Here is a 17,852-nt window from a genome sequence, read left to right as displayed (position 1 = left end):
AGGCCCGTCCCGCGCAACGCTCGGGGCGGGCCTCCCGTGTACCGGTCGATACGGACTCGAGATGTCCCCCGACGCGCCAATGCGTCCCGGTGTCGGGTGCAGCGGTTAGGCTCAGTAGACGATCTCTGGATCCCCCTAGGAGGACGCGCATGGCCCGTATCGGTGAAAGCGCTGACCTGTTCAAGTGCTCGTTCTGTGGAAAGAGCCAGAAGCAGGTGCAGCAGCTCATCGCTGGCCCCGGTGTGTACATCTGCGACGAATGCGTCGAACTGTGCAACGAGATCATCGAGGAGCGGATGGCCGAGTCCTCCGCCGAGGGGAATGCAGACTTCGAGCTCCCCAAGCCTCGCGAGATCTTCTCGTTCCTCGAGGAGTACGTCGTCGGTCAGGAACCTGCGAAGAAGGCGCTCGCCGTCGCGGTCTACAACCACTACAAGCGCATCCGTGCGCATGGCACCCTGCAGACGGCCGAGCAGAAGGCCGAGAGCGTCGAGATCGCCAAGAGCAACATCCTGCTCATCGGTCCGACCGGCTGCGGCAAGACCTACCTCGCGCAGACTCTCGCAAAGCGCCTGAACGTGCCGTTCGCGGTTGCGGACGCCACAGCGCTCACCGAGGCCGGTTACGTCGGTGAGGATGTCGAGAACATCCTGCTCAAGCTGATCCAGGCCGCGGACTACGACGTCAAGCGGGCCGAGCAGGGCATCATCTACATCGACGAGGTCGACAAGATCGCCCGCAAGGCCGAGAACCCCTCGATCACCCGGGACGTCTCGGGCGAGGGTGTGCAGCAGGCACTGCTCAAGATCATCGAGGGCACGGTCGCGTCGGTGCCGCCGCAGGGCGGGCGCAAGCACCCGCACCAGGAGTTCCTGCAGATCGACACCTCGAACGTGCTGTTCATCGTCGCCGGCGCGTTCGCGGGGCTCGAGGACATCGTCTCGGCACGCGTCGGCAAGCACGGCATCGGTTTCGGCGCTCCGCTGCACGACAAGGGCAAAGACCTCGATCTGTTCAGCGAGGTCCTCCCGGAGGACCTGCACAAGTTCGGGCTCATTCCCGAGTTCATCGGACGCCTCCCGGTCGTCACGAATGTCTCGCCCCTCGATCAGGACGCGCTCATCGACATCCTCACGGGGCCGCGCAATGCGCTCGTGAAGCAGTACCAGCGCATGTTCGAGCTCGACGGCGTGCAGCTCGAGTTCGAGGAAGACGCGCTTCGGTCGATCGCCGACCTCGCGGTCGAGCGCAAGACCGGCGCCCGCGGCCTTCGCGCGATCCTCGAAGACGTGCTCGGTCCGATCATGTTCGAGATCCCTTCGGCCGAAGACGTCGCGAAGGTCATCGTGACCCGTGCGGCCGTCGACGAGGGTGCGCCTCCCACGATCGTGATGGAGCGCAAGCGCAAGAGCGCGTGAGTTCGGCTCCGGCGCCCTGGCGGGTCGTCGACCTCTCGCCCGCGATTGCATGCGCGTCGCAGAGCCGGAACTCTCACCCGGCGGCGCTGAGAAAGTCCGCGATCAGGACCGTGTCCGTCCCGTCAGTCCATGTCGTGTGGCTCGCGAGGATGAAGCCATGCGGCGCGAACGTCGCCGCGATCGCCTCAGCAGTGGCATACGGGTCGTGATCCGTCGGGTAGGGGCGCGCGGAGGTCGGCGACGTGATGCCGCTCAGATGCGGGGAGGCGAAGCTCGCGGTGACGAGATGTCCGCCCGCCCGCAGCACGCGCGTCCACTCGCCGAGGGCCGCAGGCACATCCGGGATGATGTGCAGTGCGGTGACGCACGTGGCGATGTCCACGGATCCGTCTGCGAGAGGAAGGTGCGACGCATCGGCCTCGATCCACTCCGCCGACGGAAGCTCGCGCTCTGCGACGCGGAGCATCTCAGGAGAGATGTCCACTCCGACGAGGCGGATGCCCGAAGCGCTGCCGGATCCGTCTATCGAGCGCAGCACCAGGCCGGTGCCGGTCGCGATGTCCACGATGGTCTCGACGCCGACGAGATCGAGCCCCTCGGCCACGGTTCCGGCCAACCCCCGGTGCATCGCGCTGTCGTCGTAGCGCTCGGCGCGCTGGTCGAATGCCGACCGAATGGGATCGAGCCGGTCAGGCATCGAGCCCCCGCCGCTTCAGCAGCGGACCGATCTCGGCATCCCTCCCGCGGAAGTCGCGGTAGGCGTCGAGCGGGTCCTTCGAGCCTCCCACGCCCAGGAGGCGTGCACGGAACCGATCGCCGTTCTCGCGTGTGAGCCCGCCGTTCTCGCGGAACCACTCGACGGTGTCGGCGTCGAGCACCTCACTCCAGATGTACGAGTAGTACCCGGCGCTGTACCCGCCCGAGAACACGTGCGCGAAGTAGGTCGACGAGTAGCGCGTCGGCACCACCGGGTCATCGAGGCCGATGTCGGCGAGCGCCGCAGCCTCGAACGCGGCGACGTCGGCGACCTCGGCATCGGAACCCACTCGGTGCCATGCCTGATCGAGCCACGCGGCCGCGAGATACTCGCTGGTGTCGTGCCCCTGGTTGAAGGTCTCTGTCGCGCGCAAACGCTCGACGATCGCCGGGTCGAGTGCCTCACCGGTCTCATGGTGCCGGGCGTAGTTGTCGAGGACCTCGGGCCAGAGGATCCACATCTCGTTCACCTGGCTGGGGAACTCGACGAAGTCGCGGAAGACGTTGGTCCCCGCGAAGTGCGGGTAGGTCACGACGGCGAAGAGACCGTGCAAGGCGTGCCCGAACTCGTGGAACAGCGTGGTGACCTCGTCGAGGGTGAGGAGGGTGGGCTCTCCGTCGCCAGGCAGCGGGACATTGAGGTTGTTCACCACGACCGGTAGTGTGCCGCGCAGCCGTGACTGGCTGACGATCGGGTTCATCCAGGCACCTCCCCGCTTCGAATCGCGCGTGTAGAGGTCGAGCACGTACAGCCCGAGCTCGGTGCCGTCAGTGTTGTGCACCTCGAACACGCGAGCGCCCGGGTGATAGGCCACCAGGTCGTGCCGTTCGCTGAAGGTGATGCCGTAGAGCTGTGTGGCGGCGAAGAAGACGCCGTCTTGCAGCACTCGCTCGGCTTCGAACCAGGGGCGCAGAGCGCTCGTGTCGACGTCGTATCGTGCGGTGCGCACCTTCTCGGTGAAGTAGGCCCAGTCGTGCGCCTCGACCGGGAAGGGAGCGCTCTCGGTCTCGTCGACGATGGCCTGCAGGGCTTCCCGCTCAGCGCGGGCGTTGCGCGCCGAGGGAGCGGCGAGTTCGCGCAGCATCCGCTCGACCGCCTCGGGAGTCCCCGCCGTCTCGTCGGCCGTGACGTAGGCCGCGTGCGAGGTGTAGCCGAGCAGCTCAGCGCGCTCTGCGCGGAGTCGCACGATCTCGCGCAGCACCGGGCGGTTGTCGTTCGCGTTGTCTCGTGATCCTCTGGCTCGAGAGGCGGCCATGATCCGCCGGCGCGCGTCGCGATCACGGAGTTGAGCCAGGTACGGGTGCCCGGTGAACAGCGGCAGCGAGACGACGAACTTCCCGTCGAGGCCGCGCTCCGCGGCAGCGCGCGACGCTGCCGAGAGCTCGCCCGCGCTGAGTCCCGCGAGCTCGTCTGCGGACTCGAACACGACCGCGAGGTCGTTCGTGTCGTTCAGCAGATTGCGTTCGAACGTGGTGCCGAGTGTCGACAGCTGCTGGTTCAGCGCAGTGAGCCGCGCCTTCGCGTCGTCGTCGAGGGCGGCTCCGGCGTGCGTCATCTCGCGGTGGTGTCGTTCGACGAGGTACCGTTGCTCGTCGTCGAGATCGAGTTCCGCGAGGTGCGCGTGCACCTGCTGCACCCGCCAGTACAGCGTGCCGTCGAGAGTGACCGCGTCGTTGTGAGCGGCCATCAACGGTGCGAGCTGCTCGTCGACCGCCTGGATCTCGGGCGTCGCGTCAGCGGAGCTCACCGTGTAGAATGCGTGGGCCACACGGTCGAGAAGCTCTCCCGACCGTTCGATCGCCTCGATCGTGTTCTCGAAGGTCGGCATCGAACGCACCATCGTGATCCGCGAGATCTCGTGCAGGTGCTCCGCGAACGCCGCCTCGAAGGCGGGCAGATAGTGCTCGGGCCTGATCGCGCGATAGTCGGGGAGCCCGTACGGGAGTTCTGACGGCTGGAGCAGCGGATTCGAGGCGTCGGTCATGGGTCGAGCCTAATGATCAGCAGTCCACGATGATCGAGACCCTCCGTCGCCCAGGGCAGCGGAGGGTCTCGATCATGACCGCAACGGGTCGATCAGTCCTCAAACGGACGGGCGATCACGTCACCCGTCGAGGTCTGCACGACCTCCCAGCCGGCGTCGAGTTCGGCGATCGCGCGACCCTCGAGCCAGGTCAGAGTCCAATGGCCGTCAAGGCCATGGGATTCCACTTCGGCGATCGATGGTCGCAAGGCTGCGGGTACGGATGCCGGCGGCTCGGACCCGGTAGCCCACCGCGTGCCCAGCTGCATCAGGCGCCCTCGACGGGCGCGAGCTCGATCGCGGTGACCGCGAACGCCTCGGCCTCGGTGAACTCGAGCTCGGCGATCCGGCCCACGGCGCGGAGATCGTCTGCTGCCGCCTGCAGCGACTCGAGCTTGGCAGCCGGCGCTGCGATGGCCGCGCGCGAGACCGGCGTCTTCTGGGACGCCTTCGCCTCGGTCTTGGCGCGGCGGATGCCGATCAGCGCCTCGCTCGCTGCCGACAGCACAGCGGTATCGCCCTCGATCCCGAGGGGCTCGGGCCAGGCGGCGGTGTGCACGGAGCCCTCTTCGAACCACGACCAGACCTCTTCGGTCGCGAACGAGATGATCGGGGCGAGCAGTCGCAGCAGCGTCGACAGTGCCAGGCGCAACGCGAGCGCGGCGGATGCCTGGCCTGTGTCGTTCTGGTTGTACGCGCGCTCCTTGACGAGCTCGAGGTAGTCGTCGCAGAAGGTCCAGAAGAACGCCTCGGTGACCTCGAGTGCCTTGGCCTGGTCGTAGTTCTCGAAGGCCTTCGTCGCCTCGACGACCACGGCGTCGAGAGCCGTCAGCATCGATGCATCGAGCGCGTGCGTGACCTGAGCGCCCTCGGGGACCGGGAACGACAGCACGAACTTCGCGGCGTTGAGCACCTTGATCGCCAGACGGCGACCGATCTTCACCTGCGTCGGGTTCTGCGGATCGAAGGCGGCGTCCATGCCGAGCCGGCTGGAGGCGGCCCAGTAGCGCACCGCATCCGATCCATGGGTGTCGAGGATGTCCGCCGGGGTCACGACGTTGCCCTTCGACTTCGACATCTTCTTGCGGTCCGGGTCGACGATGAAGCCGGAGATCGCGGCGTTGCGCCACGGCGAACGACCGTCTTCGAGAGTCGAGCGCAGCATGGTCGAGAAGAGCCAGGTGCGGATGATGTCCTGTCCCTGCGGGCGCAGGTCGAACGGAGCCGTGAGCTGCCAGAGCTCCTCGTCGCGCTGCCAGCCGCCGGCGAGCTGCGGAGTCAGCGAGGAGGTCGCCCACGTGTCGAGGATGTCTGCTTCGGCCTCGAATCCGCCGGCCACACCACGCTGATCCTCGGTGTACCCCGCCGGCACATCGGTGGTCGGATCGATGGGCAGAGATGCGTGGTCGGGGGAGAGGACGCGGTCGTAGTCGCGCTCGCCGTTCTCGTCGAGTCCGTACCAGAGGGGGATCGGCACGCCGAAGAAGCGCTGACGCGACACCAGCCAGTCACCGGTGAGGCCGCCGACCCAGTTCTCGTACCGTACACGCATGAACTCCGGGTGCCAGGCCAGCTCGGTGCCGTGGGCGAGCAGCTCGTCGCGGAGCTTCGCGTCGCGGGCGCCGTTGCGGATGTACCACTGGCGCGTCGAAACGATCTCGAGAGGACGGTCGCCCTTCTCGAAGAACTTCACCGCGTGGTTGAACGGCTTGCCGACCGCGGTCATGTCGCCGGTCTCCTGCAGCTTCTCGACGATCGCCTTGCGGGCCGAGAACACGGTCTTGCCGGCGAGCTCGGACGCGTACCAGTCGATGGCCTCGGCGTTCGCGACGATCGACGGAGCGGTGGGCAGGAAGCGCCCGTCGAGGCCGATCGTGGTCATGTTCGGCAGGTCGGCGCCGGTCGTCGTGCGCAGCTCGCGCCACCAGATGATGTCGGTCACGTCGCCGAAGGTGCAGACCATGGCCGCGCCCGTACCCTTGTCGGGCTGGGCGAGGTGGTGTCCGTGGATCTCGATCTCGGCGCCGAAGAACGGCGTGCGCACCTTCGTGCCGATGAGGTGCTTGTGCGGCCCCTCGGGGTGCGTCACGATCGCGATGCACGCGGGCAGAAGCTCGGGGCGGGTCGTCTCGATCGTGATCGAGCCGGAGCCGTCGGAGAAGGGGAAATCGATCGTGTGATAGGCGGCCTGCTGGTCGCGATCCTCGAGTTCCGCCTGAGCGATCGCCGAGCGGAAGTCGATGTCCCACAGGGTGGGTGCGAGCGACTGATAGGCCTCGCCGCGCTCGAGGTTGCGCAGGAACGCGAGCTGGCTCTGACGGATAGTGTCGTCGGAGATCGTGCGGTACGTCTGGGTCCAGTCGACCGAGAGGCCGAGCTGGCGGAACAGGGCTTCGAACTGCTTCTCATCCTCGATGGTCAGACGCTCGCACAGCTCGATGAAGTTGCGACGGCTGATCGGCACCTGGTCGGCAGCGCGGCTCGACTTGTTGTCCCCACCCTCGAAGGGCGGCGTGAAGTCGGTCTGGTACGGGAGGGTCGGATCGCAGCGCACGCCGTAGTAGTTCTGCACCCGGCGCTCGGTGGGCAGGCCGTTGTCGTCCCAGCCCATCGGGTAGAACACGTTCTTGCCGCGCATGCGCTCGAAGCGCGCCTTGACGTCGGTGTGGGTGTACGAGAACACGTGGCCGATGTGCAGGCTGCCGGATGCCGTGGGCGGGGGAGTGTCGATCGAGTACACACCCTCACGGCCGAACTGTGCGGCGCGGAGTCGGTCGAACAGGTAGGTGCCCTGCTCGGACCACGACTCACCCCACTTCGCTTCGAGGCCTTCGAGCACGGGCTTGTCGGGAATCACAGACATGGAGGTCTCCTCGAGCGATGTATGCGGCACTGTGTGAGCGTGCCTGAGTGTGGGTTGTGCCCCTCAGTCTAATCGCCCCAGACCGCCTTGACGATCTCGATGGCCTGCTCGTTGTCGACCAGCAGTGTCGTGTCGGAGGAGCCGAACAGCTCGACATCCGGCGCTGCCTCCAGAGCGATCGCTTCGAGATCGAGGAAATCTCCCTCCGCATTCTGCACTCTCAGACGAACTTCGTCTGTCGGCAGATCGTTGCTCTCCAGGATCGCTCGAAGGAAGCCCGCGAGGTCATCCGCGTCGACGGTCTCCCGATCCACATCGATCCCGACACTCAGATAGAAAGTGAAGCCGTCGAGGCCCTTCGCCGCATAAGAGTCTGTGACACCTCGATCGGACTCGGCGAGCGCTGCGGGAACGGTCTCCGCGAACTCTCCGTCCGACACCTCCTTGAGCACCACTCCGCACCCGCTCAGCGTCAGCGCGAGCGCGACGGCGGTGAATCCCGCCCCGACTCCCGGGATGGTGCGCCGACCATCGCGGTGTGAGCCCATCAACGCTCGACCCGTGCGATCTTCGAGTGCAGACGAACCTGCTCGGAAAGCCCCTCGCACACTGTTCCCCCTCCGCCGGTGTCTTCGCAGTATAGGAGGGCCCTGCGATATGTCGTATCGCGCCTGTACGCGCGACCAGGACGTAGAATTGGATCGAGTCCAAGAAATCGACGCGCTTCTGCGTCGTCCCCCTCCTTCCCTCTCGAGGATCCCCATGCCTGCCTCCCTCCTGCGCCGCGCTCTGCCGATCAGCGCCGTCGTCGCCGCGTCCGCACTTCTGCTCAGCTCCTGCGCCGCTCCCGCATCCGATTCCGACGGCGGCGAGCTCGTCTGGTCGATCGAGGGTGCGAACCTGTCGGCGGGGCACATGGATCCGCAGGTGAGCCAGCTCGACGTCTCGGGCATGGTGCAGCGCGCAGTACTGGACTCGCTGGTGTTCCAGGAGGACGACGGCTCGTTCACTCCGTGGCTGGCGAAGGAATGGACCGTGTCGGACGACAGCACCGAGTACACCTTCGTGCTCCGTGACGACGTCACGTTCACCGACGGCGAGCCGTTCGATGCCGAGGCGGTCAAGGCCAACTTCGATCGCATCGTGGACCCCGAGACGGAGTCGGCCCAGGCCGCGGCGATGCTCGGCGCTGACTTCTACGAGGGCACCGAGGTCGTCGATGAGCACACCGTGAAGGTGAGCTTCACACAGCCCTACGCGCCGTTCCTGCAGGCGGCCAGCACACCGCAGCTCGGCTTCTACTCGCCTGCGGTGCTCGCCGAGTCTGCCGATCAGCTGAAGGCCGGGGGCCCCGGCGTCACCGTCGGCACGGGTCCGTACGAGCTGACCGAGTACACGCCGGATCAGGAGCTCGTCTACGCCCGAAACGACGACTACGCCTGGGGCCCGCACGGCGAGGACGCGCCGAAGGTCGAGACGCTGCGCGTCGAGATCCAGCCGGAGGCCTCCGTGCGCACCGGCGTCGTGCAGAGCGGTGAGGCGGATCTCGCGAGCAACATCCCGCCGAACCTCGCGGGAGACCTCGGCGACGGCATCACGGTCGATTCGATCGAGTACCCGGGGCTGCCGTACTCGCTGTACCTCAACGAGAAGTACGGCGTCTTCGCCGACGAGAAGGTGCGTCAGGCGTTCGCGCGCGGGATCGACATCGATGCGGCGGTCGAGGAGATCTTCTTCGACCAGTTCCCCCGTGCGTGGAGCGTGCTCGGGTCGACCACTCCCGGATACGACGCATCGCTCGAAGGCACGTGGGCCTTCGATCAGGACGCGGCGAGCGCACTGCTCGACGAGGCGGGCTGGACGCAGCGCGACAGCGACGGCATCCGCATGAAGGACGGGCAGCGCCTCTCCGCGCGTTGGATCGCCTGGACGCCGGTTCCCGACGACAAGGCGGCTCTCGCGAACGCCATCCAGTCGGACCTGAAGGGGATCGGCTTCGAAGTCGTCCGCGAGGTGCTCGAGCCCGGGGCGTACAACGAGCAGTACGGTCCGAAGACCTTCGACCTCACGGACTGGGGCTTCTCGGGTGTCGACCCCGACTTCCTGCGCGCACACCTGCACACCGACGGATTCCAGAACGCCTCGCAGGTCACGGACCCCGAGATCGACACGCTGCTCGATCAGGCCGTCGCGTCGAGCGATCAGGCCCAGCGTGATGAGATCTACACGCAGCTCCAGGAGTGGAACGCCCGGTACACGGCCATCGTGCCGCTCTACAGCCCGTCGGCCATCACCGCCGTGGGTGAGCGCGTCAGCGGTCTCGACTACGACCTGTACGGGCGCCCCCTGTTCTACGACGTGAGCGTCGGCTGACGCCTGCGCCGTCGAGCGCCCTTCGCTGCCGCGCGATATCGTTCCTGAGCGAGCGCCGCGAGCCGAGGGGCGCCCAGGAGTCTTCGAGAGGGCGAGAACGGTGAAGGCAGCGCTCCTCCGCATCGCCGGTCTCGTGGCGTCGGTCGTGGTCGTGCTGTGGGGAGCGGCGACGCTGGTGTTCCTCGCGTTCCGCGTGATACCCGGCGATCCGGTATCGGTGATGCTCGGCCCCCAGGCTCAGGTCTCAGATGCCGTCAAGGACGGCATCCGCGCCGAGCTGGGACTCGATCGCCCGCCGCTCGAACAGTACATCGCCTTCATCGGGCAGCTCGCTCGTGGGGACCTGGGCGAGTCCTACCAGCTGCGGATGCCGGTGACCGAGGTCATCGGCCGTCAACTCGGTTCGACGCTGCAGCTCTCCGCCCTCGCCCTCGTGATCGCCGTGCTGCTGGCAGTGGCCGTCGCGCTGCTCGTCCGCGGTCAGGCCGGGCGTGCGGTCGCTGCGGGCGTCGAGCTCGTCATCCTGTCGTCTCCGGTGTTCTGGATCGGGCTGATCCTGCTCAGCGTCTTCGCCTTCGGACTCGGGTGGTTCCCCGTCTCCGGGGCCCGCAACCCCGCGACGATCGTCCTTCCGGCGATCACTCTCGCCCTGCCCGTCGCGGCGCTCCTGAGCCAGGTGCTGCGCGACGGACTCGTGCAGGCCGAGCGGATGCCGTTCGCCGAGACCGTGCGTGCGCGCGGAGCAGGTCCGTCGTGGTTCACGCTCCGACACGGCCTGAGGCACGGCGGGGCGAACGCGATCACGCTCGCCGCCTACCTCACCGGATCGGTGCTCGGGGGAGCGGTGCTCGTCGAGACGGTCTTCGCGCGGGCCGGGCTCGGCCGGGTCACGCTCGCCGCCATCACCAATCGCGACCTGCCCGTGATCACGGGCATCATCCTGCTCAGCGCGATCGTGTTCGTCATCGTCAACCTCGTCGTCGAGCTGCTGCATCCCATCATCGATCCCCGTCTGCGACGCGACGGCGAGGGCGTCCGATGAGGCGCGCTCAGGTCGTGTTGCTCTGGTGTGCGGCCGCAGTGCTGCTGGTGTTCGCTGTCGCCGCCGTCTTCCCCGGCCTGCTGGCCACGCATGACCCCCTCCAGACCGATGTGCGGGCCGCGCTGCTGCCGCCGAGTGCCGATCACCTGTTCGGTACCGATCAGAGTGGTCGCGACGTGTACTCACGGGTGGTCCACGGGGCGGGACGCTCGATCGGCATCGGTCTGCTGGCCACGGGGGTCGCGCTCGTCGCCGGGCTCGTCGTCGGCGCGCTGGCGGGTCTGGCACCGCGCGGCGTCGACGCGGCGATCATGCGCGTGAACGACGTGCTGATGGCGTTTCCGGAGTTCCTCGTCGCACTCGTCGTGGTGGCGGTTCTCGGGCCGGGCCCGGTGAACATCGCGATCGCCGTGACTCTTGCGGCTGTGCCCGTCTACATCCGTCTCGCGCGGGTGCAGACGCGCACGCTGCGTCGCGCCGAGCACGTCGAAGCCGCGCACATCCTCGGAGTCCGTCCGGCACAGGCATTCGTCCGGCACGTGGTGCCAGGGGTGATCGGCTCTCTGAGCGTGATCGCGACGATCGGGATCGGCTCCAGCATCCTCGCCGCCGCCGGCCTCAGCTTCCTCGGGCTCGGCCCGTCGGAGCCGACTCCCGAGTGGGGGCTGATGCTCTCGGGTGGGCGGAACGTGCTCGGTCAGGCCTGGTGGATCGCCGTGTTCCCCGGTTTGGCGATCACCCTCACGGTCATCTCCGCCACGATCGTCGGACGTATCCTGCGAGCCAGAGCAGAGGGGCGGCGGTCATGAGCGCGGCGCTGGAGCTGAGCGGTCTGCGAATCGACTTCGGGGGAGCCCCCGTCGTCGACGGAGTCTCGATGACGGTGTCTCCTGGCGAGTGCGTCGCGATCGTCGGCGAGTCCGGGGCGGGGAAATCGCTCACCGCGCGGGCGCTGCTGGGCCTGACCCCCGAGACGGCACGGGTGCGGTTCGACCGCTTGATCGTCGACGGAACGGACGTGGAAGGATTCGGTGAGCGGCGGTGGCGCTCGGTGCGGGGCACCGGCATCGCACTGGTGTCTCAGGATGCTCTCGTCTCTCTCGATCCCCTGCAGCGGGTGGGATCGGAGATCGCCGAGCCGCTGCGGATCCACGGACTCGCATCGGGTCGAGGGGCTGTGCGTGCGCGCGTGCAGGGTCTTCTCCGCCGTGTCTGGATGCCGGACCCGGAGCGCAGAGCGCGGCAGTACCCGCATCAGCTCTCCGGCGGGCTCCGGCAGCGGGCGCTGATCGCCTCGGCCATCGCCGCCGATCCGGCCATCCTCGTCGCGGATGAGCCGACCACGGCGCTCGACGCGACCGTGCAGGCGCGCATCCTGACCCTGCTGCGAGACATCGCGGATGCGGGGACCGCGGTCGTCTTCATCAGCCACGATTTCGCCGCCGTGCGCCGAATCGCCGATCGCGTGCTCGTGATGCGCCATGGTGCGGTGATCGAGTCCGGCTCTGTCGCCGAGGTGCTCGAAGCGCCGGCGCACGCGTACACCCGTCAGCTGATCGCCGCGACCATGCACGAGCCGCGCGAGGGAACCGAGGACTCCGCCGAACCTGTGCTCGTCGCAACGGGGGCGACCAAGCGATTCGGCGAGCTCGTGGCCGTGCAGGACGCATCGTTCGCCCTCCCGCGGGGGCGCACGCTCGGCATCGTGGGGGAGTCGGGATCCGGTAAGACCACTGTCGCTCGGATGATCGTCGGGGTCGAACCGCCGGACGCCGGTGACCTGCGCTGGATCGGGGGGCACCGGGTGCAGCTCGTGCACCAGAATCCCCTCGGCGCGTTCGACCCGAGGTGGACGATCGGACGATCGCTGCGAGAGGCACTCGCCGCAGGGGGCGTTCCCCGCGACCGGCGAGCCGCGCGGGTCGCGGAACTCCTCGCCGAGGTCGACCTCGACTCGGCGCTGGCCGCCCGGCGGCCTCTCGCGCTCTCGGGTGGGCAGCGTCAGCGTGCGGCGATCGCACGAGCTCTGGCGGCCGAGCCCGAGGTCCTGGTACTCGACGAGCCCGTCTCGGCGCTGGACCCCTCGGTGCGCGAACGCGTGCTGCAGCTGCTGCTCCGCCTGCAACGCGAGCGACACCTCACGATGGTGTTCGTGTCGCACGATCTCGATGTGGTGGGTGCGATCGCAGACGAGGTGCTCGTGATGCAGGACGGCGTGATCGTCGAGCAGGGGGCGGTCGCGGACGTGTTCGCGGCCCCGCAGCATCCGTTCACTCGGGAGCTGCTGGAGGCGAACCGTCCCGTCAGTCCCTGACCTGGATGCCGAGGCCTGCCGCGAAGAGTGGAGCGAGCTGCTGCACCTGGAAGCTGCTGAGGGTCGTGCCGCGCAGACTGTTGGCGTCGAGGAACGATCTCGCGTCGAGGCCGCGGAGATCGACGTCCTTCGCGCGCAGTCCACGGGGATCCACCTCGTCCGAGATGCTCTCGGAGAAGCGCACGCGCGTGAGTTCGGCCTGCGGCATGTCGAGGGTGCGGATGCCGCAGTTCGAGATCTCGAGGTCGACTCCGCGCGCGCCGCCCAGGTTCAGGTAGTCGATGCGCACGTCATCGATCTCGAGCTCGTCGATGCGCGCGCCGCTCAGGTCCAGCGTGCCGATGCGCCCTCCGACGACCCGCAGGCGGCGGATGCTCGCATCCCGAAGGCGCAGCGATGCGATGCGCGCTCCGACGATCTCGGCATCGATGATCGTCGCGCCCTGGAGGTCGACGGACTCCGCGTCTGCGGAGATCGTGCACTGCTCGAGCGAGGCGTAGGCGAGATCGACCGTGCCCGTGAGATCGAGTCGTGCGGCGAGCAGATCCGCCCCGCGGGCGGGCGAGGCCGGGTCCAGCTGCGGTGGCAGATCGGGAGGGGAGACGCGGGGCGCGGCGGGGGATCGCGTGGTGCGGGCCATGCTCGGAGGCTACCGTTTTCCGGGCACAGGAACGGAATGCCGGAATGCGCGCTCCGGTTTCGGCGCTTTCGTCGAATCGGGGGCCCGAGTGGGGAGTAACGTTGCTGACCAATCTGGGGATTTGGGGAAGTGGCGGCTGGGGCATGTCACCTCGACGTCGTTCGTGAGTATCGCCTGTGGGTACGGAGATGACTCGACACGACAGCAGGACGGGTGCATCGATCGCGCCCGGTGGCGAACGGCCCATCTCCTCGAAATTCTGAAGGGGAGACCATGAGGCGCGAGACCTGGGTGCGGATTCTGCCGCACGAGATGCGCATCACCGCGAAGCAGTCGTTCGCGACTCGACGCGTTCCGCTCGAGTCGATGCGGACGCTCGTCGGGGGTGCGATCCGTCCGCGTTCGGGCGATGTGGTCGTCGCCCGCATCGAGAGGCTCGGCCACCATCGCCACGTCGAGCAGCCGCACGGTCGTCGCAGCCTGCTGCACGTCGGCGATCTGATCATCGTCGCCTACGCGGACCGCTACGCGACGGATCAGTTCGAGTCCTACGTGCCCAGGCACCTGGGGCCGGTCAACCTCGTCGCGAGCGGAGGTATCGCGTCTGCGGCGATCTCTCGGAGCAGATCGGTGCGGGCGGCCACGGACATCGTGCCGATCGGGCTCATCGGCGATGAGGCAGGTCGACCGCTCAACGTCGCCGACTTCCGATTGCCGACGTTGACGCCACCCGCCGAGAGACCGCGCACGATCGGCGTGCTGGGCACCTCGATGAATGCGGGCAAGACGACGACGATCCACTACATGGCGCACGGGCTGTCGAAGGTCGGGATGCGACCGGGGGTCACGAAGGTGACGGGCACCGGATCGGGCAACGATTACTGGGTCATGCTCGACGCCGGAGCGCACATGATGCTCGACTTCACGGACGCAGGACTCGCGTCATCCTTCCGACAGCCCACGTCCGTGCTCGAAGAGGTGATGACGCAGCTGGTGGCCAACCTCTCCCTCGGCGGAAGTCGGGTGAACTTCGTCGAGATCGCCGACGGGGTCTTCCAACGCGACAACAAGAGCCTGCTGGAATCGGCGGTCGTGCACGAACTCATAGACGGCGTCGTGCTGGCGGCATCCGATGCGATGGGAGCGGCGCAGGGCCTTCGATCGCTGACGGAGCACGGCTTCGACGTCGTCGCGTTGTCGGGCACTCTGACGAAATCGCCGCTCGCCATGCAGGAGGCCGCTGAGGAACTCGGCCTCCCGATCTGGGGGATTCCGGAGCTCGAGAATCCCGATCTCGTCGCACCGGTGCTGGGCATCGATCCCGCCCTGATGAGCCCGCCGATGCCGCTGCCGCAGCCCGCATGGCCGATCGACCTCGACGGCCTCGCGAACGTGTCGGAGATGACGCGGAGCGCCCAGGCCACCGAACTGGGAGGTCGTCGGGGCGGGTTCGTCGATTCGCGCGAACTTATCGAGCATGTTCGCGCATCGTCGATGGTGCTCTCATGACGATGGAGATCGATGACATCGATGAGATGGATGCCGCGGGTGGATCGGCCCCGCGGCGTCTCCGACCCCTGTTCCGACTGCGCCGCCGAGACTTCCTCGTGGTCGGTCTGCTGGGCTTCCTGCAGGCTGCTCTGCTGGTCGACTTCATCCTGATCACCCGGCTCGTGGTCGATCAGCTCGTTCCCGCGGGCGTCGGCGACGCCGCCGAGGCGACGTATCAGCAGTCGCTCTGGTTCTGCGCGGCGCTCGCCGGGGCCGCCATCCTGTTGGGCCTGGCTCGGTCCTGGGAGTTCACCTGGGCGGAGCGCGCAGGTTACGACGTCGTGCGGAGGTTGCGGATGGAGATGTATGCGCACCTCCAGCGCATGCGACCCGAGCATCTGCGGCATCGAGCTCGCGGGGGACTCCTGCTGCGTCTCACCGGAGATCTGTCGATGCTGCGCATGTGGATGAGCCGCGGACTCCTCGAGGGGCTCTCGGCCGCCATCGTGCTCATCGCTGCACTCGGTGTGCTCGTCGTGCTGGACCTGTGGCTCGCGCTCGCGGTCGTCAGCGTGCTCGCGTCGGGCGCGGCTCTGTCGCTCAGTCTCGGACGGTCGATGCGCGATGCGACTCGATCGATGCGGCGGCGCAGGTCGTCGCTCATGAGCACGGTCGACGAGCAGATCAATGCCATCCGTGTCAGTCAGGTATCAGGTCGTGTGCGCGGCGAGTTCCGTCGACTGTCCCGCCAGAACGACGCGCTCACGGTCTCGCTCTCCCGGGTCGCCGGACTGAGAGGCCGCCTGCGGGGCATATCTGCGGCCACGTCGCTGATGAGCGTGGTGGCCGTCCTCGCCATCGGTGTCATTCAGGTCCAGCGCGGGGCGACGACCGTGGGCGGCGTCGTCGTCGGAGTCCTGCTCGCCCGCTATCTCGCACGTCCCGTGCGCACACTGGGTCTCGCTCACGACTACTGGCATCGGGGATTGATCTCACGGCAGAAGGTCGTGGACTTCCTGACCAGCTCCAGTCGTGGTATCGAGGAGGAGTCGAAGCCGCCGTTGGTGGTCAGGGGCGGGCGCATCGAGTTCGTCGACGTCACGGTTCCCGGCGCCCTGGCCGGGTTCGCTGCCGTGGCCGACCGTGGGGAGTTCATCGCCATCACCGGTCCGTCCGGCGCAGGCAAGTCGGCCGTGCTCGACGTGCTCACCCGAATGGTGGAGCCGACCTCGGGTGGCGTCGTGATCGACGGACAGCCACTGTCGGACACGGCACCGTCGTCGATCGGGTCGATGATGGGCGTCGCGGGGCCGGATCTTCCTCTGCTGCGCGGAACCGTGCTGCGCAATCTGACGTATGCCGATCGCGGGGTCGCCCCTGGTGAGGTTCAGAGGATCGTGAAGACGCTCGGGCTCGACGACGCGCTCAGGCGCCACGATGACCAGGGGGTCATGGGCTGGGTCATGGAGGGCGGAGCGAATCTCCCCGCCGGCGATCGCCAGCTGGTAGCGCTCGCCCGGGCCATGATGGGGACGCCCCGCATCCTGCTTCTGGACGAACCACTGGCCGGAATGGGCGCCGAGGCGCGGTCTCTCGCGCGCGAAGCCATCCTGCGTCACCGGGGAACCGTGCTGATGGTCACGCAAGACCCCGATGCGCTCTCGCTGGCCGACACCATCTGGGTGATGGAGGAGGACGGCACGGCGACGACGCTCACCGGCGAGGAGTATCGAGATCACCTCTGGCGCAACCGAAACGCGAGGAGCAAGAGATGGACGGCGAGCGCATGATGACGACCCGTCGCAGGACGCGAAGGCGCCGTGCAGGACGCAACCTCCGGCGAGACCGCCGTCTGATCGGGGGGAGCCTCGTGCTCGCGGTCGGCTCTGCGGGGCTGCTCGGCAGCCAGCTGGCGTTCGCCACTCCGGAACCCCCGCCGGTCGTCGCGGCAGAGGCGCCGGCGCTCGACGACGGTGTCCTCGATCTCGGGTTCGCCGGGGACACGATGTTCGGCGACGGCTCCGAAGAGAAGCTCGCGGCATCCGGCGCGGCACCGCTGCTGGCGGGGGTCGCACCGCTGTTGGACGGCTTCGACTACACGATCGTCAACGCGGAGGTTCCGTTCACGACGATCCAGACGCCGGCCAACCCGGGAGCGAAGTACACCTACGCCAGCGATCCCGCCCATCTCTCCGCACTGCGCGAGATCGGAGTGGACGCTGTGAACCTCGGCAACAACCACGCGATGGACCGAGGCGGAGCGGGACTCGACGACACGATCCGCCATGCGGGCGAGGGCGGACTCGCCGCGTTCGGAGCCGGTGCGACCAGAGCCGAGGCGTCGATGCCGCTGCTCGTGCGTTCTGAGCAGCTCAATGTGGCCGTGGTGTCGTTCGGCGAGGACTTCGGCGCGCTCCATCGCAGCACCGAGACGACGCCCGGTATGGTTCCTCTCCGTCTGGATCGCGTCGAGCAGGTGCTGCGCGCGGCGCGGGACAACGGCGCCGACAAGGTGGTGGCCTTCGTGCACTGGGGGAACAACTACGAAGACGTCAACGCGCAGCAGCGCTACTGGGCAGGGGTCTTCGCCGACGCCGGCTATGACGCCGTGATAGGCAGTGGATCGCATACCCTGCAGGCGGTCGAGATGGTCGGCGGTGTTCCGGTGGTCTACGGGATCGGCAACTTCGTGTTCGGAGCTCCGGGGCGCTTCGCGAGCTACGGCAAACCGGGTCTCGGGGCGATCGTCGGCCTGCGCTGGAACCAGAGCGGGGTCGGCTCGATCACTCTCCGCGTGATCGAGACGGACAACAAGATCGTCGACTACGTCGCTCGCCCGCTGCCGGAAGGCGAGCTTGCGACGGCGAAAGCCATCATCGGCGATTCCGTGACCTGGCGCGCGGATCACGCGGTGCTGCGCTTCTGATGCGC

Annotated in this window: 14 protein-coding genes; 8 read left to right on the top strand and 6 right to left on the bottom strand. The window is 67.8% G+C overall.

From position 1 onward, the window contains the following. Positions 1-149 precede the first annotated feature (149 nt). Positions 150-1,418 (top strand): ATP-dependent Clp protease ATP-binding subunit ClpX, encoded by a 1,269-nt coding sequence (gene clpX, locus IXW21_RS06105; RefSeq protein ID WP_194763375.1) that lies wholly within the window; start codon positions 150-152, stop codon positions 1,416-1,418. A gap of 73 nt (positions 1,419-1,491) precedes the next feature. Here the strand turns inward: clpX and IXW21_RS06100 are convergent, their stop codons facing one another. From IXW21_RS06100 to IXW21_RS06080, 5 genes are all read right to left on the bottom strand, one after another. Beyond that, positions 1,492-2,115 (bottom strand): class I SAM-dependent methyltransferase, encoded by a 624-nt coding sequence (locus tag IXW21_RS06100; protein ID WP_194763374.1) that lies wholly within the window; start codon positions 2,113-2,115, stop codon positions 1,492-1,494. Beyond that, positions 2,108-4,159, bottom strand: coding sequence for a M3 family metallopeptidase (locus tag IXW21_RS06095; protein ID WP_194763373.1), 2,052 nt, complete (start codon positions 4,157-4,159; stop codon positions 2,108-2,110). The genes IXW21_RS06100 and IXW21_RS06095 overlap by 8 nt, the downstream gene beginning before the upstream one ends. 92 nt (positions 4,160-4,251) lie before the next feature. After that, complete coding sequence (locus IXW21_RS06090; RefSeq protein WP_194763372.1) at positions 4,252-4,467, bottom strand: hypothetical protein; 216 nt, start codon at positions 4,465-4,467, stop codon at positions 4,252-4,254. Then, the gene (gene valS, locus IXW21_RS06085; protein ID WP_194763371.1) at positions 4,467-7,061 is read right to left on the bottom strand and encodes a valine--tRNA ligase; all 2,595 of its coding nucleotides are present in this window, start codon (positions 7,059-7,061) and stop codon (positions 4,467-4,469) included. Before valS ends, IXW21_RS06090 begins: the two co-directional genes overlap by 1 nt. Before the next feature lie 68 nt (positions 7,062-7,129). Then, positions 7,130-7,609 carry a hypothetical protein gene (locus tag IXW21_RS06080; RefSeq protein WP_194763370.1) on the bottom strand — a complete coding sequence of 160 codons (480 nt, stop codon included), beginning with the start codon at positions 7,607-7,609 and terminating at the stop codon, positions 7,130-7,132. Positions 7,610-7,823: 214 nt separating this feature from the next. Between IXW21_RS06080 and IXW21_RS06075 the strand changes: the two genes are divergently transcribed. From IXW21_RS06075 to IXW21_RS06060, 4 genes are all read left to right on the top strand, one after another. Next, complete coding sequence (locus tag IXW21_RS06075) at positions 7,824-9,434, top strand: ABC transporter substrate-binding protein (protein ID WP_194763369.1); 1,611 nt, start codon at positions 7,824-7,826, stop codon at positions 9,432-9,434. 100 nt (positions 9,435-9,534) lie between these two features. Beyond that, positions 9,535-10,476 (top strand): ABC transporter permease, encoded by a 942-nt coding sequence (locus IXW21_RS06070; protein WP_194763368.1) that lies wholly within the window; start codon positions 9,535-9,537, stop codon positions 10,474-10,476. Next, positions 10,473-11,285: an ABC transporter permease gene (locus IXW21_RS06065; RefSeq protein WP_194763367.1), complete on the top strand. Its 813-nt coding sequence runs from the start codon at positions 10,473-10,475 to the stop codon at positions 11,283-11,285. Before IXW21_RS06070 ends, IXW21_RS06065 begins: the two co-directional genes overlap by 4 nt. Beyond that, entirely contained in the window at positions 11,282-12,790 is a 1,509-nt protein-coding gene (locus IXW21_RS06060) for an ATP-binding cassette domain-containing protein (protein ID WP_194763366.1), read from the top strand. The genes IXW21_RS06065 and IXW21_RS06060 overlap by 4 nt, the downstream gene beginning before the upstream one ends. On the opposite strand, the gene IXW21_RS06055 is transcribed toward IXW21_RS06060, so the two are convergent. Next, positions 12,780-13,430, bottom strand: a complete 651-nt coding sequence (locus tag IXW21_RS06055; RefSeq protein ID WP_194763365.1) for a pentapeptide repeat-containing protein — start codon at positions 13,428-13,430, stop codon at positions 12,780-12,782. The two genes, IXW21_RS06060 and IXW21_RS06055, sit on opposite strands and share 11 nt — an antisense overlap. A 273-nt stretch (positions 13,431-13,703) precedes the next feature. Between IXW21_RS06055 and IXW21_RS06050 the strand changes: the two genes are divergently transcribed. Genes IXW21_RS06050 through IXW21_RS06040 form a run of 3 tightly spaced genes read left to right on the top strand, consistent with a single transcriptional unit; the run spans position 13,704 to position 17,847 of the window. Further along, entirely contained in the window at positions 13,704-14,939 is a 1,236-nt protein-coding gene (locus IXW21_RS06050) for a DUF1611 domain-containing protein (RefSeq protein WP_194763364.1), read from the top strand. After that, a complete protein-coding gene (locus tag IXW21_RS06045; protein WP_194763363.1) occupies positions 14,936-16,711 on the top strand; it encodes an ABC transporter transmembrane domain-containing protein in 1,776 nt (591 codons plus the stop codon). The genes IXW21_RS06050 and IXW21_RS06045 overlap by 4 nt, the downstream gene beginning before the upstream one ends. Beyond that, positions 16,693-17,847, top strand: coding sequence for a CapA family protein (locus IXW21_RS06040; RefSeq protein ID WP_194763362.1), 1,155 nt, complete (start codon positions 16,693-16,695; stop codon positions 17,845-17,847). Before IXW21_RS06045 ends, IXW21_RS06040 begins: the two co-directional genes overlap by 19 nt. Positions 17,848-17,852: the final 5 nt, after the last annotated feature.

The organism is Microbacterium sp. UFMG61 (assembly GCF_015354505.1).
Taxonomy (GTDB): domain Bacteria; phylum Actinomycetota; class Actinomycetes; order Actinomycetales; family Microbacteriaceae; genus Microbacterium.
This window is presented reverse-complemented; position numbering and strand designations above follow the sequence as displayed.